The sequence below is a fragment of the Sporichthya brevicatena genome, assembly GCF_039525035.1.
Lineage (GTDB): Bacteria > Actinomycetota > Actinomycetes > Sporichthyales > Sporichthyaceae > Sporichthya > Sporichthya brevicatena.
The window spans coordinates 69106-89255 of sequence record NZ_BAAAHE010000023.1 but is presented as its reverse complement, the minus strand read 5'-3'; the positions used below and the strand labels follow the sequence as shown (position 1 = coordinate 89255).

Below are 20150 nucleotides of genomic sequence, written 5' to 3'. Positions count from 1 at the left end.
GTCCGGGGAAGATGAGCGCCCATGGGGCAGATCGTGCAACTCGTGGGGGCGTTCCTGGTGCTGGCCGGGTTCATCGGCAACCAGCGCTTCGGGCTCTCGACCGGGAGTCCGTGGTACCTGCTCGCCAACGCGCTGGGGAGCTCGATCCTCGCCACCGTCGCGGCGACCAGCGGGAACTACGGCTTCCTCCTGCTCAACGTCGTCTGGGCCGTGGTCGCGATCGTCGGCCTGGTCCGCCTCGCGATGGGACGGCCCGCGACGGCGTGAGGCCGGATGCGCGAGGATCGTGGGAGAAGGTCCGCCAACCCCGGGGAGCTCCGCCGTGTCGATCGTCGCTCTGCAGAAGCTGGAGTCCGGCGCGACCGCCGCGCAGGCGTGGGAGCTGTTCGACTCGCTGCCGGCGGTGCGGGCGGAGGAGATCCGGGGGCGGTGGCGGGGCCGTGAGCTGCCGACCGGCCATCCGATGGACGGGATCCTCCAGGCGTCCGGCTGGTACGGCAAGCAGTTCGACGACGCCGAGTCGGTGCATCCGCTGCTGTTCTCGATCGGGGGTGACCCGGACTCGGTGTTCGCGGTCGACCCGCGGCGCGTCCCGGTCGGTCTCGCGGACAAGGTGCCCGCGTCGGTGGTGGCGAAGGGGCGCGGTCTGCTCGGCGTCCTGCGGTTGGGGCTGCGGACGCGGCGCCACCGCGCGCGGCTGCGTAACCTCGAGCATCGCGGAGTCGTCACCGCCGCGATGGTCTACGACCACCTTCCGATCATCGACGTCTTCCGCCGGGTCGACGACACGACCCTGCTCGGCGTCATGGACCGGCGCGGGATGCCGGAGCCGGACTTCTTCGTCCTGACCCGGGAGTCGGCGTGAAGCGCCAGCGCGTCACCGAGGTCGCGCGGATCCTCGGCGAGCTGCTGACGAGCGAGGCGACGCGGCAGGCCCGCCGGATCCGCCGGACGGACGTCGACCCGCTGGTCGCCGAGCGGGAACGGGCCCGCGCGCTCCGCGAGGCACTGGAGGGACTCGGCCCGCTCTACATCAAGATGGGCCAGGTCCTCTCCACGCGCCCGGACATGGTGTCGCCGACGATCATCGAGGCACTGCAGGATCTCCACGAAGAAGTGATGGTCCGTCCGTTCGACGAGTTCGAGCACGTCCTGGTGAAGAACCTCGGGCCGGACTGGCGCACCCGGTTCGCGACGATCGAGACCGAGCGCCCGCTGGGTGCGGCGTCGATGGCACAGGTCTACGCCGGGACACTGCACGACGGTCGCGAGGTCGTCGTCAAGGTGCTGCGCCCGCACGTCGCCGCGCAGGCGCGCCTCGACATGGAGATCCTCGCGCAGGCCGTCCGGCTCGTGATGCGGCGCTTCCCCGTCCAGGCCGAGCTGTTCCAGCCGGAGGCGATGCTGGAGAGCATCTTCGTCGCGATGCGTCCGGAGATCGACTTCACCGTCGAGGCGGCGAACATCGAGGCCTTCCAGAAGTACACCCGCGACTACAAGCACCTGACGGTGCCGGACGTCGTCGAGGTGACGAAGGAAGTCCTGATCATGACCCGGGCCCCGGGCCGGTCGATCCGCTCGGCGGACCTGACGCAGTTCTCCGGCGAGGAGCGCCGTGCCATCGCACGTGACGCGTCCGAGCTGCTGTTCCGCGGCTTCCTCGTCGACGGGGTGTTCCACGCCGACCCGCACCCGGGCAACATCTTCGTCGCGGTCGGGGAGCCGGCCACGCTGATCGACTTCGGGATGATCGGCCGCATCGACCGCCGGACCGCGCTCGGCTACACGCGGTTCATGCTCGCGATGGCACTGAACGACGGGCAGGCGGCCGGCCGCGCCGTCGTCGAGATGTCGACGCTGACGACCCGCTCCGATGTCCCCGGGTTCCTCAACGACATGGGCCGTTGGGTCCCGTCGGTGGTCAACCTCTCACTCGACAACGCCGAGTTCGGCGCGACCTTCAACCAGTTCCTGATCTTCTGCTCGAAGCGCGGCATCGCGGTCAACCCGGCCGTCGCGTTGTTCGGCAAGGCGTCGGCGAACCTCGAGGGAACGCTGCGCGCGATCGCTCCGGAGCTCACGCCCGTCGAGGTGTTCCGCGAGGTGATGGGCGATGTCCTCCGGGACCAGGCGAAGGGCATGGCCGCGGGCGGGGAGCTGATGCGGCTGGCCAACGAGACCTTCATCGCGGCGTACTCGCTGCCCGAGCAGGCCCGGTACCTCGCGCAGTCCGTCTTCGACGGCCAGTTCGTGCTCCGGACCCGCGACGACGCGCTCCTGATCGCCCAGGACCGCGAGGACGCCCGGGCGAAGAAGATGCGTCGCCTGATCCTCGGTCTCGGCGCCGCCGCGCTCTGGGTGAATTATCGCAACAAGAATTGACGCTACGTCATCCGGTCGCGGAGGGCCTGCTTCGCGATGATGACCTGCTGGATCTGGCTGGTGCCCTCGTAGATCCGGAACAGGCGGACGTCGCGGTAGAAGCGCTCGACCGCGATGCCGCGCATGTAGCCGGACCCGCCGTGGACCTGGACCGCGCGGTCGGCGATGCGGCCGACGGCCTCGGAGGCGAAGTACTTCGCGGCGGACGGGCCGAGGCGACGGTCGGCGCCGGAGTCGAAGTCGCGGGCGACGTCGAGGACCAGGCTGCGCGCGGCGCGGTACTCGGTGACCGAGTCGGCGATCAGGCCCTGGATGAGCTGATACTCGCCGATGAGCTGCCCGCCCTGCTCGCGGGTCGCGGCGTAGCCGACGGTCTCGTCGACGAGCCGCTCGGCGAGGCCGACGCAGACCGCGGCGATGTGCACCCGGCCGTGGGCGAGGCACTGCATGGCGGTGAGGTAGCCGCGGTGCAGCCCCGCGTCGCCACCGATGAGGTTGGCGTGCGGGACGCGGACGTCGTCGAGGTAGACGTCGGCGGTCCAGGCCCCGAACTGGCCCATCTTCGCGTCCTTGGGCCCGACGGTCAGGCCGGGGCTGTCCTTCGGGACGAGGAAGGTCGAGATGCCGCGGGCCGGCGCGGCGTCCGGGTCGGTGCGCGCGTAGACCATGAAGACGTCGGCGCTCGGTGCGTTGGTGATGAACCGCTTGGTGCCGTTGAGGACCCAGTCCTCGCCGTCGCGCCGGGCCGAGGTGCTCAGCCGGGACGGGTCGGACCCGGCCTCGGCCTCGGTCAGTGCGAACGACGCGACGACGTCCCCGCTCGCGATCTTCGGCAGCCACTCCGCCTGTTGCTCCGGCGAACCCCCGGCCATCAGGGTGTGCCCGGCGATCCCGTTGTTGGTCCCGAACAGCGACCGCAGCGCCGGCGTGGTGTACCCGAGCTCCATGACGAGTCGGACCTCGTCGTACATCGAGAGCCCGAGGCCGCCGTGCTCCTCCGGCAGCGCGAACCCGTAGAGCCCGAGTTCCTTCACCGCCTTCCGCAGGTGGGCGGGGACGTCGTCGTTGGCGTCGATCTCCGCCTCGAGCGGAACCACGTCGTTACGGATGAACGACCGGACGGTGGCCAGGATCTCCGACACGGAGCTTTCGTCGAGCACGGCCCGAGTCTTTCCGATCGCCCGGATCGACGCCAGGATCAGGCCGGCTCCAGGAATCGGAGCGCCTGGGTGGCGGTCCAGCCCTCGGGGTGGCGCGCGGCGAGGGTTTCGAGGGAGTCGAGGTCGGACCCGAGGGTGAGCAGAGGCGGTTCGGTGAAGCCGTCGGGTCGGGTCTGAGCGAGGCCGACGGTGGCCAGCAGGGCGTTGCAGAGGCAGACGCGTCCGGTTGTGGCGGTGGGGTCGCCGCCCTTGCGTACGAAGACGTCCACGGGCTCGGCGGCGCAGCGGTAACCGAGATGCCCGTCGGCGGTCCGGAACGGCGTGCGGAGGTAGCCGAGGTCGCACAGCCTCGGTCGGGTGGCGTGGACCTCCGGGTCGGCCACCGTCCCCGGGACCGCGGCGACCTTGAAGGGAAAGCCGGTCGGCGAGGCGTCGGCCCTGGTCCGGACGTCGAGGTGGCCGGAGCTGAGCCGGCGGCGCAGGGACTCCTTCAGGTCGGGGCGCAGTCCGGACTCCTCCGCCAGCGCGAACAGGGAGCCGACCTGGACCCCGGTGGCACCGGCCGCGAGCGCCTCGGCGAGCCGGGTGGGTGAGCCGTAGCCGCCGGCGAGCCAGAACGGCAGACCGAGGGTCGCGACCTTCCCGAGGTCGACCTCGTCGCGCGGGCCGTAGACGGGTTCGCCGTCGTCGCTCGTGTCCTTCGTCCGCGGCGGCGCGTTGTGGCCGCCGGCGCGGTGGCCCTCGATGACGAAGCCGTCCGGGCGCGTGGACTCCTCGCGCGCCAGGTAGGAGGCGAGCACCGTGGCGGAGACGATGGCGAGGAAGTGCGGGCGCGACAGCGCCGGCAGGTGCTCGGCGAGCAGGCCGCGCGGGTCGATCTCGACGCGGACGGGGTCGCCGCCGTCGACCTCGACGTCGACGCCGCCGGGGCGGCCAGCCGCGAGGTCGGTGAGCATGCGCGGGATCTGCCGGGGGATGCCCGCGCCCATCAGGACGTAGTCGACGCCGGCCAGCAGGGCGCCGAGCGCCGCGGCAGGGGTGGCGACCTGGATCTTCTCCAGGTAGTTGATGCCGACCGTCCCGTCGTGGCCTTCGCGGGCGAGCCACACCTCGACGAAGTTCGCGACGACTGTGAGCTCGTCGGCGGCGGTGCGCGACTGCACCGCCGGGCGCGGCACCGGCCGATAGGGCGTCCCGGGAGGGCGGCCGCCGGGGCGGAAGTACCGGTCCAGGACGCGCTGCGCCATGGCGAGGTCGGGGAACGCGTGCAGGGCACGGCGCAGGTCGCCCGTCGGGTCACCGTCCTGCAGGCGGCGGGCCAGGCTGACGTCGAGCGCGGTGCCCGAGACGACGCCCAGGTGGCCGGCCTGCGCCACGGCGCGCGCCAGTTGCCACGACGACACCCCGACGCCCATGCCTCCCTGGATGATGCGGGGAAGCGGTCTGGTCATTCGAACCCCCCAACGCGCGAACCTACGCAACCGTAGGTTCGCTCACCGGGAACCGGCGGGACAGGGCCGAAGGGCCCTTCTTCGCCGGGCTGTCGGTCCATGCCCCGAGTGATCTGAGGTGCCGTCAGCTCCAAGTACGAACGAGGACCCCCGCCGTCGCGGCGGGGGTCCTCGACGGGGCGCGGGGAGAGAGAATCAGGCCTTCTTCGCCTTGTAGATCTGGCCGCCCTCGACGATGATCGGCTTCTTCGGCAGCGGCTTCTTGGCCGGGCCGTCGAGGACCTTGCCGCTCTTGATGTCGAACTTCGCGCCGTGGCACGAGCAGTTCATCTCGCCGGGGGTGTCGAAGGCGTCGACGGGGCAACCCTCGTGGGTGCAGAGGGAGTCGTAGCCCAGGAACTGGCCGGCCTTCGGCTGGGTGATGATGTACTCGTCCGCCTCGAAGAGCGCCCCGCTGTTCACGGGAATGTCCTCGGTGGAGGCGATGGGGGTGTCGCCGTCCTTGACGAGCTTGCCGCCCTTGGCGGCGCCCTTCTTACCCTTCGCGGCGCCCTTCTTCTTCCCCTTCTTCTTGGGGTCGGGCTTCGGGAGGGTGGCGGTCTCGGCCTCGGTCGTCGCGACGGCGTTCGAGCTCAGCGCCATCGGGACGGTGAACGCGGCGAGTCCCATCGCCGAGATTCCCCGGAGGACGGCGCGCCGGCCGGGTGCGCCTTCCGGTTCGTCGGGGAGATGGGGCGTTTCCGCAGCAGCCATGGGGGCCTCCGATTCAGGCGGGCGTGAGAAAAGTACGGGTTCGGGCGTTCTGACCCTATTTCGCAGCGGGGTTGAAGTACCTCGGCCGTTCGCCCCGGTGTTGTGGACAGCCGGAGCGGTCGCCAACCGGTCGCCCACCTGCGCCGAGCGGCCGAATTCGCCGGACGAACGGCAGGGCGTCGTCCGGACGTCGGGCCAGGTCAGCGCGCCAAAAAGTCCGAGCCCCAACCCCGCGCCGACAGCGCTCGCGCGAGCGCCGACCGCGAGGACGCCGACGTTGCCGACGAATGCGACAGAACGGATCGTCAGACGCGGTCGGTTGCGGCCGATACTTCGGTCGTGGGCCTTTGGGGTGAGAAGCGGTTCGTCCCTGCTCCGGGCTGGCCGGAACCGCCGCCGGGATGGGTGCCGCCCTGGGGTTGGCGACCGGACCCCTCGTGGCCGCCCGCGCCCCCAAGGCATCGTGGGGGAGGCCGAAGCGCCGCCGGACGCTCCGTCGGCGCCGCGTGGAGCAGCACGGCCCGCCCGGCCTCTGTGGTGGACCAACTCGTCCGCGACGGGTGGACGCGGACCGACCCGCCGGGCGGAGTGCCGGCCTGGTACGTGAGGAACGAGTCGGCGGCGGATCCGCGGTGGTCGTGCCTGACGCCCACCGGGGGCCCGTGGCACCCGCTCAAGAGCGAGGAGTACCCGAGCAAGTCGTGCGGCGGTCGCGCGGAGGAACAGATCGTTCTCACCGCCGAACGTGGCCCGCGCGTCTTCGTCGCCCGATTCGGCCCGAGCGGCCTCACCGTCGATGCCGCACACAAACGTGACGAAGAAGGGGTGGCGGCGATCCGCAGAACCGCCGTCCCGGGCGACTACTGATCCGTCGGAGCGATCAGGGGCGCGAAGCCCAGCCCTCGTCCCGTCGGGCGCGTCGACGAGCGACATCCGCACTCGGTCCGCGCCCGGCGTACCTTCCAACGAGGTCCGCGGCCACGTTCTCCGGCACGGGGCGCACGACCAGTCGTTCCCCGAGGTCGACGACAACCACGCGGCGCGTATTCCACCGAGCGCGTGCGGCTGCGGGGAGCGGTACCTGTCCGCTCCGCGTCACCGTCATCACGTAACTCGTGGCCATGGCATCTGATTGTGGTTGAAGCGCGGTTCTGCCGCGAGCTGCTGGACAAAGTCCGCCTGAGTGAGCCTCCGCGCGGGTTACCGCCGGAACGCGTTGTTGGTGAACCGGAGTGCCAGAAAGCCGTTGTCCTGGCAGCTGACCCAGAGCTGGTCGCGGCCGACGAAGCGGGGTGGGGAGCCGCAGTAGTCGGCGGTGAGGTCGGCCATGTTGGAGATCGTGACCCCGGTCGGGCCGGCGTCGCGGTAGGCCGAGATGTTCGAGATGTACATCAGGGGGTGCTGAGCGTGCTCCGAACCTGGGAGCAGGGACTGCTTGCCGACCTGGGCCGGCGGGTTGAAGTACGCGATCTCGCGGGGCTTCAACGGGTTGCGGATGTCGAACACCCGGACGCCGGAGTTGAAGAACCCGCACGCGAGCGCCGTCGGGTTCGTGCGCCGGTCGACGTCGCAGTAGTGCACGTCGTAACCGAAGGGTCCGTTGGACGCCGCGTCCTGCGCCGCGAGGTCTGCGTTCTCCGGACGGCTGATCTCCAGCTGGATCTGACGGACCACCGTCGGTCGGGTCTCGTCGCCGATGTCGACGATGTGCACGTCCTCACCGGAGAACTCGTCCGCCGCGATCAGGTACGGCTTGCCGCCCCAGGTGACGGGGATGGCGTGCTGGCCCAGCGAGACCTCGCCGCCCCACGTGACCCGGCCGACCTCGCGCATCATCGGCGCGGGTTTGCGTGACTGGATGTCACTCACGTCGAGCACGATCACGCCGGCGGGGAACGCGGTCGTGAGGTAGAGCCGGTTCCCGTCCGCGCTGAGCTCGAATCCGTGGTTGACGACACCGACGGTGCCGACGCCCGCGATCCGCGGGCTCCGGGGATCGCTGACGTCGATCGCCGTGATGCCGCCACCGGCCAACGACGTCGCCCAGTAGGTCTTCCCGTCCGGCGACCACTGGCCCTCGTGGTTGAGCGTCGAGGCGGGAACGGTGAACTCGGTGCCCGCGACGGAGTTGAGCAGCTTCGGTCGCGTGCAGTCGGTCTTGATGTCGTAGACGTCGAACGCCAGCGTTCCGATCACGGGCCCGACCGAGACCCCGGCGAGCAGTCCCCGCGCCTCGTTGACCTTGAGCGACTCCCACGTGCCGCTGAACATCGCCGGGCTCGTCAGGTTGGTGCTCAGTCGCGGCTTGCGGGGATTGCTCGCGTCGATGACCTGGACGCCCTCGGACTTCTTCTTCCCGATGCCGGCCATCGAGGTCGCGTGGTAGGCGCAGTGCCGGTACTGCGGGTTGACCCAGGTCGTGCCCTCACCCTGGTAGCGGCCGAGAAGTTCCAGATTGCAGGAGTAGCCCTGCTGACTGCGCCCGCTCTGCCGGTCGGCGAGCGGCACCTGCCCCTGCAATCCCGACTCCGGCGACGACCCCGGCCCGCAGACCGCGCGCGGCACCGCGGACTCGAACTGGTCCGCCTGTGCCGCCGAACCGCTTCCCGCGATCGCGGGGAGCAACAGCGCACCCGCCAGACCGAGCATCACGCCAGCTCGCACCGCGAACCTCCTCAAGAAGACTTGCGCTTGCTTCGTTTCGGGATCGCGGGCGCAGGTGCGCCGCTGAGCAGAGCGGGAATCAGGAAGAGCTCGAAAAGCTGCCGCTGCCGCTTCGGGTCGACGTCGGGGCGGAGCAGGAAGGCGTAGTGGACCGACGCCAGCCACTCGATCAGATCGGCGTCGTCGAGATCGCTGCGCAGTTCGCCGGTCTCGCGGGCGCGGTCGAAGACGGGCTTCCAGAGTCCGGAGACTGCGGCGTACGGGGCCCGCGTCGGGTCGAGGAGCAGGCTCGGCAGGTCGTCGAGGGTGCTGGCCTCGAACAGTTCGGGCAGCAGGTTCTCGCTGCGCCCGATGTCGATCGCGGCCAGGGACCCTTCGAGCACGGTCTCCGCGAAGCTGGCACCCACCGGGAGGCGCTTGCGGTTCTCCTCGATGATGCGCTCGATCTCGTCCTCGGCCAGCGCCGCGATCAGGCCCTGGCGGCCGTCGAAGTACTGGTAGAGCAGTGGCCGGCTGATGCCGGCGGTCTGCGCGACGTCCTCGATGCGCGTCCGGACGACGCCGTAGCGCTTGAAGCAGTCGCGCGCCGCGTCGAGGACGCGCCGCCGCACGGGAACGGTCTCGGACGCCGGTTCTGCTGGCATGGCCGGAGCGTATTACAAATCCCGTCAGATGTCAGCTGTTTGGCGTTGACCCCTGACATAAACCGCTTTAGTGTCAGATGTCAGGTGTAAACCGACAATCGGAGCGTCCGATGAACGCCGCCCTCGCGAGCCCCTGGAAACGACGACTCGGCGCGCGCCATGTCCTGGTCGCCGGGCTGCTGGCCGCCGTCGTGCCGTTGTCCGGGTGCGGCACCCGTATGTCCTCCGAGGCCATCGCGGCCGCCGACGGATCGGCCCTCGCCGCACAGTCCGCGGTGGGGAACGGGGCGCCCGTCGCGGCGGACCTGGGTGCAGGTCCGCTGGGCGTGCCGGCGGCCGGCAGCGTCGAGGCGGCGCCGGTGCCGGGCGCTCCGGCCGCGGCCGCCGCCAACACCGGTCCCGTCGCCGCGCCGGCGCCGGGAACGACCGCCGGGGGGACGAAGACCGGCGGAACGGCTACGGGCGCGGCGACGAACGCCACCGTCCCCACGGGGCCGAACGCGCCGTGCCGGCAGTCCCTGGCGCCGATCGTGCTCGGTCAGACCGGTGCGTTCTCCGGGATCATCGGGTCGCCGATGATCAACGTGCGCACCGGTATCGCGCTGTGGTCGCGGGCCGTCAACGCCGCCGGGGGAGTGCAGTGCCACCCGGTGCAGGTGATTCAGATGGACGACGGCGCCGACCCGGCGCGTGTCAGCTCCAACCTCAGTTCGCTCAAGAGCAAGGGCGTCGTGGCGATGATCGCCGTGAACGTCCCGACGACCTTCTCGGCCGCCAAGCGTTTCGCCGAGCAGAACAAGATGCCGATCATCGGCGGGGACCTCATTGAGACGCCGTGGTACTCCAGCCCATGGTTCTTCCCGCAGGGCGGCGGTCCGCTGGCGTCCTACGCCGGCGCGATCAAGCAGGCGGCGCTGAAGGCCAACACCAAGAAGGTCGGCCTCATCTACTGCGTCGAGGCCGCGATCTGCGGAACCATCAACCAGAACTTCGACGCGATGGCCAAGCTCTCCGGGTTGGAGGTCGTCGTCCGCAAGGTCTCCTCGATCACCTCGCCGGACTACACCGCCGAGTGCCAGGCGCTCAAGGCCGCCGGCGCGGAGGCCATCTTCGTCGCGCTCGAAGGGTCGGGGGATGCGCGCTTCGCCCGCTCCTGCCTTTCGCTGGGCTACTCACCCCCGACGGCGACGTCCGCCCTGTCGGTGAACGCCGAGGCGGCGCAGGACGCGAATTTCCGCAAGCTGGGAGTCTTCCTCGGCACCCCGAACGCCCCGTACCTCGCGCAGGACACGGCGGGCACCAAGGCATTCCAGGCCGCGTACAACCGCTTCGCCGCGGGCTCGATGCTCGACCAGAACCTGATCAGCGGCTGGGCGGCCGGCAAGTTGTTCGAGAAGGCGATCTCGCACGTCGCCGACCAGGCCCGCAGCGGCGCGGTGACCACCGGCCTCATCCTCGAAGGCCTGTGGCGGATCAAGAACGAGAAGCTCGACGGGCTCTCCTCGCCGATCACGTTCAACAAGAACGCACCACCGGACCCGAACGACTGCTACGCCCTGCTCAACCTCACGACCACCGGCTACAGCGCTCCGCTGGGCAGCAAATTCGAGTGCTTCAAGGGCCTTCCGAAGGGATTCTGAGCAATGGACCCCCGCCTGGAGTTCGTCCAGATGACCGCGAAGGTCGCGCGCAGCTACGCGGCTGAGCGCATCACCAAGCCGCACCCGGCCACCCTCCGGCAGGTGCCGCCCGGGCCGGACTCCGTCACGCGTGAGTGGCTGACGCTGGCCCTGTGCGACGGCGTACCCGGCGCCGAGGTGACGTCCTTTCAGTTCGGTGAGCGGGACGACGGCGCGACTGCGCGCTGCCCGTTGACGGTGCGGTACAACCGCGCGGGGCGGGAGGCCGGGCTGCCGGAGCATCTGTTCACCAAGTCGTGCCCGACGTTCACGACCCGGATGCTCTCGGCCGCGGTCAACCTCAACGAGGTCGAGTCGGCGTTCTACACCCACCTGCGTCCGGAACTCGACATCGAGGCCCCGCACGGGTACTACACGGCTTACGACCCCCTGACCGAGCGTGGCTTCTTCATCCTCGAGGACATCGGCAAAACCCGGGGCGCCGTCTTCGGGACGGTGATGACCCGTCAGCTCAATCGTGCGCAGGCGGAGAGCCTCATCGAGGTCCTGGCGACGATCCACGCCCGGTACTGGAACGCGCCCATCCGCCGGCGCTTCGGGGGCTGGATCCGCAACTCCGTCGAGTACATCGAGCGACTGAACGCGACGCTGCCGGCGAAGAAGCGCATGGCCGTCGGGGTCGAGCGCGGTCGCGACGTCATTCCGCCGGAGATCTACGCCCGGCGCGACGAAATCCATCCGGCGCTGATGCGCGCGATGGTGCTCAACGTCGAGGGTCCGCAGACGTTGCTGCACACCGACGTCCACCCCAGCAACTGGTACGTGACCCGCGACGGGCGGATGGGGCTGTTCGACTTCGCCTGCCTGACGACGGGCGGATGGGCGCGCGACGTCGCGTACGCGCTGGCGACCCACCTCCCGCCGGAGGACCGCCGGGAGTGGGAGCGCGACCTGGTGACCCTGCACGGGGAGCACCTCGTGAAGGCGGGCATCGCGCCGCCTTCCCCGGACGAGGCCTTCGCGCAGTACAGCCGGCAGATGACCCACGGCATGTTGATGTGGCTCGGCACGCTCGGCCTCAGCAAGCTGATGCCGTCGCCGCATCCGCAAGACGTCATGATGGAGACGGTCCGCCGCGTCACGACCGCTGCGCTCGACCTCGGCACCCTCGACCTGCTCCGGGACTGACTGACCCTCAGCCGACCTGGATCGTGCCCATCATCCCGGCGTCGCTGTGGTCGACGATGTGGCAGTGGTAGACGGTCTTGCCCTGGTGGCCGTCGAACCGGATGCGGACGCGGACCCAGCTCCACGGCGGGACGAGGACGACGTCCTGCAGCACCGGGCCGGGTGGCTGGTTGTCGCTGGTCGCCACGACCTGGAACGGCCACACGTGGAGATGGAACGGATGGGCGAGCGGCCCCGCGTTGTTCAGCAGCCACTCCTCGGTGGTGCCGGCGGTGACCTCCTGGTCGATCCGCTGCGGGTCGTAGAGCTTGTCGTCGAAACCGAAGGCGATGTCCGAGGACATGCCGCGGCCCATCGTCATCGTGATGACGCGCTGGCGGGTCGGGCGCGGCAGGCCGGGAGCGGACGCCGTCGGCACCTGCGGTCGCGGTGCCTGCGCCCCGCTGCCGGCGACGTCGAGGATCGCGAGCGTGGTCGTGCCGGTCGACGCCTTCGCCGATCCGTGGCTGCCCCGATCGACGCCGCGGGCGAGGACCGGGAAGCGGCCGGCCGCGGACGCGGGCACGAGGACGTCGACGCGGTTGCCCGGGCTCAGACGGACCCACTCCTGCTCGACCGAGCTCGGGAGCAGACTGCCGTCGAGGGCGACCTGGACCACCGCGCGGTCGGGCAGGCCGATGTCGAGCACCCGTGAGGTGCAGGTGTTGATCAGCCGCCACCGCTGCCAGGTGCCGGCCTGCGCCGCGATCGTCGGACGCGCCTGACCGTTGACGAGGAGGAGCTTGCCCTCGCGCCCGATGACCCGATCGTCGTGCGAGGGGCCGACCGGCGTCCCGTCCCCGGAGAGCGTGGTGTCGCCGATCAGCAGCACCAGGTCCTCAGCCACGTCGATGTCCACCGGCTTCCCCGGCGGGACGACCAGCAGCGCGCCGGCCAGGCCGCCGAAGATCTGGTCGGCGGAGACCCCGTGGTGGTGGGGGTGGTACCAGAACGTGCCGACCGGATGGTCCGCCGGGACGCGGATGCGGTAGTCGAACGCCGTGCCCGACGCGATCTCGAGGAAGGGGTTGTCCGACGGTCCCGTCGGCGACACCCGCAGCCCGTGGGTGTGCAGGTTCGTCATGTCCGGCAGCTGATTGACCAACCGCAGCGCGATCTCGTCACCCGGCCGCACGCGCAGGGTGGGTCCCGGCGACGTGCCGTTGTAGCTGAAGCCGCGGGTGGCGTGTCCGGCCAGCTCCGTGCCGACGGCCGCGGTGAGGGTCGCCTGCAGCCGGCCGTTCCGGGAGTCGAGGAGGGCGGGCTGCCGCAACGGCGCCTCGACCGCCGCCGGCTGCAGGTGGTCCGACCCACCCATTTGCCGCCACGCGACACCGCCGACCGCGAGGGACGCCGCCGCTCCTCCGAGAGCCAGCGCCCGGCGTCGCGTGATGCTCAACGCGTCCCGCATACGACGTGAGTGGTGGTGCAGCTCGTCATGGCACGAGCAGGGTATCGGGACTACCTCACGTACTCGTCGGGGACGGCGAACACCATCGCGTGAGGTTTGGCGTCCCCGAACGCGCCGTGGGGCCAGGCGGTCCGGTCGAACTTCACGCACGGGGTGCCCTCGTGCTCGTCGATGAAGTCCTCGTCGAGGCTGAGCTTGCCCTTGCGGAAGTTCAGCAGGCAGAGGTCGTGGTTGCCGTCGACGGTGGTGCGGGCGACGAAGGAGTTGGCGAACGCGATGCGCTTGACGTTCGTCGTCTCCCGGTAGAACCCGTCGCTGCCGAGGGCGAAGTTGTCCATCGCGCCCCAGTGCGGGCCACCCGACGACCGGTCGTCGACCCGGAAGGTGTCGCTGAGCGTCGGGCAGTCGGGCTCGACGCCGCCGCGGACGACCTCGTCGTAGTTGTCGATCGAACACGTGGTGTCGGTGCCGGCCTTCAGCAGCTTGCGGATGTCGAGGACGTAGACCTGCTTGTCCTCGGTCGAGCGCGGCAGGGGAGAGCCGGGGCCGGCGCCGATGACGATGTGGAACAGGTAGTTGTCGTCGAGGCTGACCTGCACCCAGCTCGCGCCGCTGCAGCCGCCGTCGCCGCGGTACTGCGGCGCGTGGTGGAGAGTCGAGGCCGTCACGTCCCAGACCTCGCGCCACACCGGCTGCTTCGCGGTGATGTCGGGCGTGTAGTAGATGACGCCGCCGCAGGACGACGAGGCGAACGCGCCCTTGTGCTGCGGCAGGTGCGTGACACCGACCTCCATCACGCCGCGCGGTTCGTTGTGCATCGGGTCGCGCGGGTTGCGGGGTCCGTCGGGCAGGTGTGACACCGAGACGATCTTGGCGTTGTTCCGGTCGGTGATGTCCCAGATCCGCACGGTGTCACGGAAGATGTACGGGTCCGGCGCGGTCACCGGGTCGAGGATGATGTTGCGCGGTTCGGCGTAGTCCGCGGTGATGAGCCGGTTCAGGTCCTCGCGGGCCTGGATGCCGTGCGGGTTGGCGCACGTCGCCGTCGGCAGCTCCGGGTAGCTGTTGCACGGACCCTCGGGCCCCAGCACGGCCGCCGGCACCTCGGAGAGCGTGTTGCCGTGCGGGCCGACGCGGACGAGGGATCCGGGTGAGCCGCCGAAACCGTTGCTGACCCGCACCTCGCCGTTCGTGTACTTGCACGGCCCGGGGAGGTTGGCCCCGCCCATGTAGGTGCCGTAGGCGGTGCCGTCCTTGAGCGTCACGTACGCGTCGGGGACCGAGCCGCACGGGGTGTCTGTCGGCAGGTTGACGCCGGTGATCTCGATCAGCGGCAGCTTCGTGACGTCGAAGACGTACGTCATGTCGGTGAAGAGACTGCCGGTGTAGATGCGGTCGCCCTTGTGCCACATGTACTGCATGTGGTGCGGCTCGTTGCCGACGAACGGCCCGGTCGTCACGGTGTTGACGACGGCGCCGTAGGTGGGGGAGCCGCGGGTGACGTCGATGACCGCGAGGAAGTCGGGCGCCGACGAGTTGTCGCGGACCCAGTCCGGGACGCCCTTGGTGTCGACGTCGAGCGGGGTCTCGGGCAGCGTCGCGGTCGTGTTGTCGAGCGCGTTCGCGTCGCCGGCCCAGACCACGAGGTACTCGTGGCGGATCGAGCCGTCGCTGCCGACGAGATGCTTCGTCGCCGGGTCCTGGCCGCTGAGCGCGCGCTCGATGAACTTCTGCTTCGCCGCGGCGATCGCCGGGGTGTCCTGCACGAGATGGTTGGTCGCGGTGACGACCTGACCGTCGCTCGCGGTCACGCTGGACGTCACGACGGTCACGGACGCGGCCGCCGTCGGCGCCGACGTGAGGAATTGCAGGGCCGCGGCGCCGAGAAGGGCACCGGTTCCGAACAGGGCGATCAGTTGGCGACGCACGGTCGGCACGGCTACGCACGCTCCTTGGCCAGGTCAGGGTCGGGCGGAGGTGTCGGCGTGTGGCAGAGGCGATGCGTCGACAGGCGGGTCCGGCGCGCCCGGGAGGGGGAGGTCTTTCTCCTGGTTTAGTTGGCTTTAGAGCGCTCGGTCTTACCCCGTCGGCGCTCTTGGACTTTTCTTCGGAACCAGGGCGTAAGACGCGGCGGTGTCGCGACACCCACGCAACGTCCTCACCAACCGGAGTTCAGCATGGGCCCGTCCCTCGCACCGTCTCTGCAGGACGTAGTTGCCGCGCTGACGTTCGACGCCGGTCCGTACCTCAGCTGCGACGAGTGCTTCGACCTGCTCTGCGCGTACGTCGAGCACGTGGCGGCGAACCGTCCGGCGGATCCGGCGATGCGGCGGCACGTCGAGGCGTGCCCGGTCTGCGGGGAGGACGCGCAGTTCCTGCTGGAGGTCGTGGTCGCAGACCGGGTCGGCGCGCGGGCGGCGTCGAACCTTCTCAGTCGAGGCCGCGGACCGCGAGCAGGAAGCGACGCGCGACCGGCCCCGCGGTCTTCGACCCGCTGACGCCGTCCTCGACGATCACCGCGAACGCGATGCGCCCGGTGAACCCGATCATCCAGGCGTGGAGCCCGGCCTTGTCGCCGCTGCCGTACTCGGCGGTGCCGGTCTTGGCGCCGATCTCCTCGCCGGCGATCTGCAGGACGTTCGCGGTCCCCTCGCGGACGGTGGCGAGCATGAGCTCGCGCAGGGTCTCGGCCTCGGGCAGTGGCTCGCCGGCTTCTGACGGTTCCTCATCCATGAGCACCCGGGGCGCCCGCGGGGTGCCGGAGGCGACGGTCGCTGCGACCGACGCCATCGCGAGCGGGCTCATCAGGACCCGGCCCTGGCCGATCGCGGCGGCGCCCTGGTCGATCGGGCTGGTCGAGGTGGGGACGCTGCCGGCGAAGCTGGGGACGCCGAGGTCCCAGCCGGAGCCGAGGCCGAAGGCCGCGGCGGCCTGCGTCAGGCCGTCGGGCGCGAGGTCGCCGGCGCGGGTGATGAAGGCGGTGTTGCAGGACTCGGTGAAGTCCTTGCGGAACGGGACGCTGCCCAGTGCGCCGAGCCCGTCGTAGTTCTCGAACCGCTTCCCGCCGACGTTGACGGTCGCGGGGCACGGGACGGTGTCGGTGGTCTTCAGGCCGTCGCGCAGCAGCGCTGTCGTGGTGACGACCTTGAAGGTGGAGCCGGGGGCGTACCGGCCGGAGAACGCGCGGTCCTCGGCGGACCGGTCGGCGGGGCCGTTCGCGACCGCGAGGACGTCGCCGGTCTCGGTGTCGATGGCGACGAGCGAGGCGCCGTTGGTCACCGAGGCGAGCGCGCTCTCGGCCGCGTCCTGCACCCGCTTGTCGAGGGTGAGCTGGACCGGGGAGCCGGGCTTGGCGACGAACTCGTGCAGGGTCTCGACGACGGTGCGGTCGGCGGTTCTGATCAGGTTGACACGACCACCGGGAAGCCCGGCGAGCTGCTGCTGGAACTTCGCCTGCAGTCCGAACGACCCGACCTCGTCGGCGCTGGAGGCCATGGGCCCGGCCTTCTCCAGCGTCTCCTTCGTGGCGGGGGTGACCGCGCCGAGCAGGGCCCGCGCGTACTGCCGGGTGGGGGCGAGGGGGAGGGTGTCGGGCCGCTCCAGGACGCCCGGGATGTCGTCGAGCTGAAGCTTGACCGCGTCGTGCTCGGCCTTGCGCAGCACGACCGCCTCGACGAACTGGCTCGTCGGCGTGCTCTTGCTGCGCTGGGCGAGGGTGTCGTAGTTGAGGTCGAGCACCTGGGCCAGCTTGCGGATGCTCGTGTCGAGCGTCTTGCCCGCGGTGATCCCGACGCGGACGACCTCCTGGTCGGTGACCAGCGGCCGGTTCTCGCGGTCGAGGATCGGGGCGCGCGGCGGCAGCTCCCGGACGCGCGCGAGCGCGGTGTCGGCGGTGAGCTTCGGGTGGACGACCGCGGGGCTCCAGTCGACCTGCCAGGCCTCCGCGGCCTGAGTGAGCGTCAGCGCGCCCTCGTAGGTCCAGTCGCCCAGGGTCGCGAGGGAGAGGGTCGCCTCGAACCCGAGTTGGCAGGGCTCGTCGTTCGTGCACCCGGTCAGCGCCCCGGGCCGGAGGGTGCGGCTCGACAGCCGCAGGGCGTCCGACACCGACGTCAGCGTCTGCTCCGCCTTCGCCGGGTCGGTCGTCCGCGCCGCCGCCTCGGGGTACCGGCCCGCCGCCCAGTCCTCGAGGAACGCCGTCCCCGCCGCGGTGATCTCGTCGCTGTTGTCGTCACCGCCGAGCAGCCCGCACCCGGCCAGCAGCAGCGCGACCGAGGCGGCGCCGGCGACGGCGCGGAGCCGCCGGCGAGGAGATGAGGAGAGGAGAAGGGAAGACCGGCCGTGCGACATGACAGCACCCTAGGCGCTGGCTCACCTTCTGCGTTGGAGATGACATCTCCAACGACTGGGCCTAACCCTTGGCGCGGGACTTCCGCGGCGGCGGGTAGGTGAGCGTGCGCCACAGGATCTCGGACATCGCGAGGGCGACGGCCTTCGCGCTGGTGTCGTCGACGACGAGCTGGTGGCAGCTGCGTTCGAGCATCCAGCTGAAGACGGAGGCGAGAGTGTCCGGGTCGTCCGGGGCGGCGGCGCTCTCCTCCCAGCGAACCCGGAACTGCGCGGCGGCCTGTTCGGCGACCTCGGTGACGGCGGCGCGCCAGGGCCCACGCAACGAGGCGTCGTGCTCGGCCAGTTCGATGATCGCGGCGAGCACGGGCCGGTTCGCCTGCCAGTGCCCGACGATCGTGAGCATCAGCTCGTCGAGCCGCTCGCGGGTCAGCTTCGGGTCCGCGAGGACCTCGGCGTGGACCGACTCGCGCCACGCCAGCGACTCCTGGGCGAGGGCCGCGACGACAGCAACCTTGTCGGGGAAGCAGACGTAGAAGGTCGCGCGGGAGACACCGGCCTCGCTGACGATGCGATCGACGCTCAGGTCGGCGACCGAGGTCTCGCGAGCGAGGAGTCGCCGCGTGGCGGCGAGGATCTCCGTCCGCGACGCCTCGCGGCGCTTGCGCCCCGACTCCGCCTGCGCACTCGGTTTCGCCGTCACACTGGACAGTCTATCCGAGTCGGACGTAATGTCTGAGTCAGACATAACGTCTGACTCAGAGGTGGACGATGAACAAGCACCTCCGCGCCCTCTGTGCGTGGAGCGGCGTGATCACGCTGGTCTTCATGTTCGTGGGGATGGTCGTGACCGGCTGGCTGCCGGTGCCGGGCCCCGACATGACCGCGGATCAGGTCGCGGCGATGTACGAGGAGAAGCACGACCGCATCCGGTTCTTCTCGATGATGAACCTTTGTGCGGCGGGCTGGTCGATGATGTGGTTCGCCGCGATCTCAGCCCAGCTGCGCCGGATCGAGAGCGGTCGCAGCCCGATGTGGACCTATCTCCAGCTCGGCTGCGGGGTCTGCTCGTCGTTCCTGTTCTGCGTGCAGGCGCTCACCTGGACCGTCGCGGCGTTCCGTCCGGATCGGAACCCGGAGATCACGCAGGCGTTCCACGACATGGCGTTCATCTGGTTCCTCATGCCGTTCGTCTTCGCCATGGTCGGCGCCCTGGCGATCGCGCTGTGCATCCTCGAGGACAAGAGCGCGGATCCGGTCTACCCGCGTTGGGCCGGCTACGCGAACCTCTACTTCGCCTTCGGGTTCCCGATGGCCATGTTCCTCACGTACGCCAAGACCGGTCCCTTCGCCTGGGACGGCCTGTGGCCGTGGTGGATCCCCGTCGTCGACTACACGATCTGGTCGTTCGTCATGTCGTGGTTGACCCATCGCGCGAGCAACCGCCAGCACGCCGAGGAGGGCGACGCGACGGCGATCGACATGGCCTATGCCCTGCGGTCGACCGTCAGCACCCCGGAGCCCGCGCGAGTCCGCGAGTCGGTGTAACCCTCTCCTTAGTCCGGAATCGAGAACTGCCCATGACTGTCGATGCCGTAGCTCGCCCGCGTGCCGGGCAGAAGCCGGGCCACGTTCCCGGCGAACCCGGACTCTGGGTGCTGGTGTTCGGCGACCTGCTCGTGTTCGGGGTCTTCTTCGTGATGGTCCTCGCGCTGCGCGGTCAGGACCCCGCGGAGTTCGTCGCCGCGCAGCAGACGCTGCACGTCGAGTGGGGTGTCCTGAACACGATCGTCCTGCTGACGAGTTCGCTGTTCGTGGTGCTCGGCGTGCGCCGTGCTGCCGAACGCGACCCGCGGGCGCCTCGTCTCCTGCTGGCCGCCGTAGCGTGCGGTCTGATCTTCGCGGGTGTGAAGGCGATCGAGTACACGACGCTCGTGCAGGACGGGCACCGCCCCGCGGGGGACGAATTCCACGCCTACTACTTCATGTTCACGGGCGTCCACCTCGCCCATGTCCTGATCGGGATGTCAGCACTGCTCTTCGCGGCCCGGCTCGCCCGGCCGTCGTTCACCGGTACCCACCGGAACGGCGCGCTCGAAGGCATCGCGACCTTCTGGCACCTGGTGGACCTGCTCTGGATCATGTTGTTCGCGACCCTCTACCTGATGCACTGAAGGGCCTGCCATGACGACGGTGACGCACACGTCCGCGACGAAGAGTTCCACGCTCGTGTGGGCGGCCCTGGTCGTCTTCACGGTGCTGTCGTTCGCCCTCGGGGGCGAAGAAATGATCACTCACGGGACGCTCGCGGCCGCGGTCGTGATCGGCATCGGCGCGATCAAGATCCGGTTGGTCGGCCTGTACTTCATGGAGCTCCGCTCGGCTCCGGTCGTCCTGCGTGCGGCGTTCGAGGTCTACTGCGCCGTGTTGTTCGTGGTCCTCCTGGGCACCTACGCCCTGGCCTGAGGGTCCGG

The 20150-nt window shown here is 70.2% G+C and carries 19 protein-coding genes; 10 read left to right on the top strand and 9 right to left on the bottom strand.

What is annotated here, in order from left to right:
- The first annotated feature begins 21 nt into the window (after nucleotides 1-21).
- From ABD401_RS14625 to ABD401_RS14615, 3 genes are read left to right on the top strand one after another with little or no spacing between them, the layout of a single operon-like run.
- Nucleotides 22-267 carry a CBU_0592 family membrane protein gene (locus ABD401_RS14625; RefSeq protein ID WP_344605958.1) on the top strand — a complete coding sequence of 82 codons (246 nt, stop codon included), beginning with the start codon at nucleotides 22-24 and terminating at the stop codon, nucleotides 265-267.
- Between the two features lie 55 nt (nucleotides 268-322).
- Complete coding sequence (locus ABD401_RS14620; RefSeq protein ID WP_425566153.1) at nucleotides 323-865, top strand: DUF4334 domain-containing protein; 543 nt, start codon at nucleotides 323-325, stop codon at nucleotides 863-865.
- Nucleotides 862-2382: an ABC1 kinase family protein gene (locus ABD401_RS14615; protein ID WP_344605956.1), complete on the top strand. Its 1521-nt coding sequence runs from the start codon at nucleotides 862-864 to the stop codon at nucleotides 2380-2382. The genes ABD401_RS14620 and ABD401_RS14615 overlap by 4 nt, the downstream gene beginning before the upstream one ends.
- Before the next feature lie 2 nt (nucleotides 2383-2384).
- On the opposite strand, the gene ABD401_RS14610 is transcribed toward ABD401_RS14615, so the two are convergent.
- The 3 genes from ABD401_RS14610 to ABD401_RS14600 all read right to left on the bottom strand — a co-directional run bounded on the left by ABD401_RS14610 (nucleotide 2385) and on the right by ABD401_RS14600 (nucleotide 5746).
- Nucleotides 2385-3542, bottom strand: coding sequence for an acyl-CoA dehydrogenase family protein (locus ABD401_RS14610; protein WP_344605954.1), 1158 nt, complete (start codon nucleotides 3540-3542; stop codon nucleotides 2385-2387).
- 38 nt (nucleotides 3543-3580) lie between these two features.
- Nucleotides 3581-4993, bottom strand: a complete 1413-nt coding sequence (locus tag ABD401_RS14605; RefSeq protein ID WP_344605952.1) for a nitronate monooxygenase — start codon at nucleotides 4991-4993, stop codon at nucleotides 3581-3583.
- 195 nt (nucleotides 4994-5188) lie between these two features.
- Nucleotides 5189-5746: a Rieske (2Fe-2S) protein gene (locus ABD401_RS14600; protein ID WP_344605950.1), complete on the bottom strand. Its 558-nt coding sequence runs from the start codon at nucleotides 5744-5746 to the stop codon at nucleotides 5189-5191.
- 537 nt (nucleotides 5747-6283) lie between these two features.
- Between ABD401_RS14600 and ABD401_RS14595 the strand changes: the two genes are divergently transcribed.
- A complete protein-coding gene (locus ABD401_RS14595; protein ID WP_344605948.1) occupies nucleotides 6284-6613 on the top strand; it encodes a hypothetical protein in 330 nt (109 codons plus the stop codon).
- Nucleotides 6614-6946: 333 nt separating this feature from the next.
- Here the strand turns inward: ABD401_RS14595 and ABD401_RS14590 are convergent, their stop codons facing one another.
- Entirely contained in the window at nucleotides 6947-8410 is a 1464-nt protein-coding gene (locus ABD401_RS14590) for an LVIVD repeat-containing protein (RefSeq protein ID WP_344605946.1), read from the bottom strand.
- An 11-nt stretch (nucleotides 8411-8421) separates the two neighbouring features.
- On the bottom strand, nucleotides 8422-9054 hold the full coding sequence (locus ABD401_RS14585; protein WP_344605944.1) for a TetR/AcrR family transcriptional regulator: 633 nt from the start codon (nucleotides 9052-9054) through the stop codon (nucleotides 8422-8424).
- 110 nt (nucleotides 9055-9164) lie between these two features.
- On the opposite strand from ABD401_RS14585, the gene ABD401_RS14580 reads away from it, so the two are divergent.
- Both ABD401_RS14580 and ABD401_RS14575 read left to right on the top strand, forming a co-directional pair.
- Nucleotides 9165-10694, top strand: coding sequence for an ABC transporter substrate-binding protein (locus ABD401_RS14580; protein ID WP_344605942.1), 1530 nt, complete (start codon nucleotides 9165-9167; stop codon nucleotides 10692-10694).
- Nucleotides 10695-10697: 3 nt separating this feature from the next.
- Nucleotides 10698-11882, top strand: a complete 1185-nt coding sequence (locus ABD401_RS14575) for an aminoglycoside phosphotransferase family protein (RefSeq protein ID WP_344605940.1) — start codon at nucleotides 10698-10700, stop codon at nucleotides 11880-11882.
- Between the two features lie 7 nt (nucleotides 11883-11889).
- Here ABD401_RS14575 and ABD401_RS14570 read toward each other — a convergent pair whose 3' ends face one another.
- Nucleotides 11890-13332, bottom strand: a complete 1443-nt coding sequence (locus tag ABD401_RS14570) for a multicopper oxidase family protein (RefSeq protein WP_344605938.1) — start codon at nucleotides 13330-13332, stop codon at nucleotides 11890-11892.
- 50 nt (nucleotides 13333-13382) lie between these two features.
- Nucleotides 13383-15269, bottom strand: a complete 1887-nt coding sequence (locus ABD401_RS14565) for a hypothetical protein (protein WP_344605936.1) — start codon at nucleotides 15267-15269, stop codon at nucleotides 13383-13385.
- 240 nt (nucleotides 15270-15509) lie between these two features.
- Here ABD401_RS14565 and ABD401_RS14560 point away from each other — a divergent pair, with 240 nt between their 5' ends.
- Nucleotides 15510-15830: a hypothetical protein gene (locus ABD401_RS14560; RefSeq protein WP_344605934.1), complete on the top strand. Its 321-nt coding sequence runs from the start codon at nucleotides 15510-15512 to the stop codon at nucleotides 15828-15830.
- On the opposite strand, the gene ABD401_RS14555 is transcribed toward ABD401_RS14560, so the two are convergent.
- Nucleotides 15763-17679, bottom strand: a complete 1917-nt coding sequence (locus tag ABD401_RS14555) for a penicillin-binding transpeptidase domain-containing protein (RefSeq protein WP_344605932.1) — start codon at nucleotides 17677-17679, stop codon at nucleotides 15763-15765. The two genes, ABD401_RS14560 and ABD401_RS14555, sit on opposite strands and share 68 nt — an antisense overlap.
- Nucleotides 17680-17740: 61 nt before the next feature.
- On the bottom strand, nucleotides 17741-18379 hold the full coding sequence (locus ABD401_RS14550; protein WP_344605930.1) for a TetR/AcrR family transcriptional regulator: 639 nt from the start codon (nucleotides 18377-18379) through the stop codon (nucleotides 17741-17743).
- Nucleotides 18380-18447: 68 nt separating this feature from the next.
- Between ABD401_RS14550 and ABD401_RS14545 the strand changes: the two genes are divergently transcribed.
- Genes ABD401_RS14545 through ABD401_RS14535 form a run of 3 tightly spaced genes read left to right on the top strand, consistent with a single transcriptional unit; the run spans nucleotide 18448 to nucleotide 20142 of the window.
- Entirely contained in the window at nucleotides 18448-19224 is a 777-nt protein-coding gene (locus ABD401_RS14545; RefSeq protein WP_344605928.1) for a hypothetical protein, read from the top strand.
- A gap of 32 nt (nucleotides 19225-19256) precedes the next feature.
- A complete protein-coding gene (locus tag ABD401_RS14540; RefSeq protein WP_344605926.1) occupies nucleotides 19257-19850 on the top strand; it encodes a cytochrome c oxidase subunit 3 in 594 nt (197 codons plus the stop codon).
- Between the two features lie 10 nt (nucleotides 19851-19860).
- Nucleotides 19861-20142: a cytochrome C oxidase subunit IV family protein gene (locus ABD401_RS14535; RefSeq protein ID WP_344605925.1), complete on the top strand. Its 282-nt coding sequence runs from the start codon at nucleotides 19861-19863 to the stop codon at nucleotides 20140-20142.
- The last annotated feature ends 8 nt before the right edge of the window (nucleotides 20143-20150 follow it).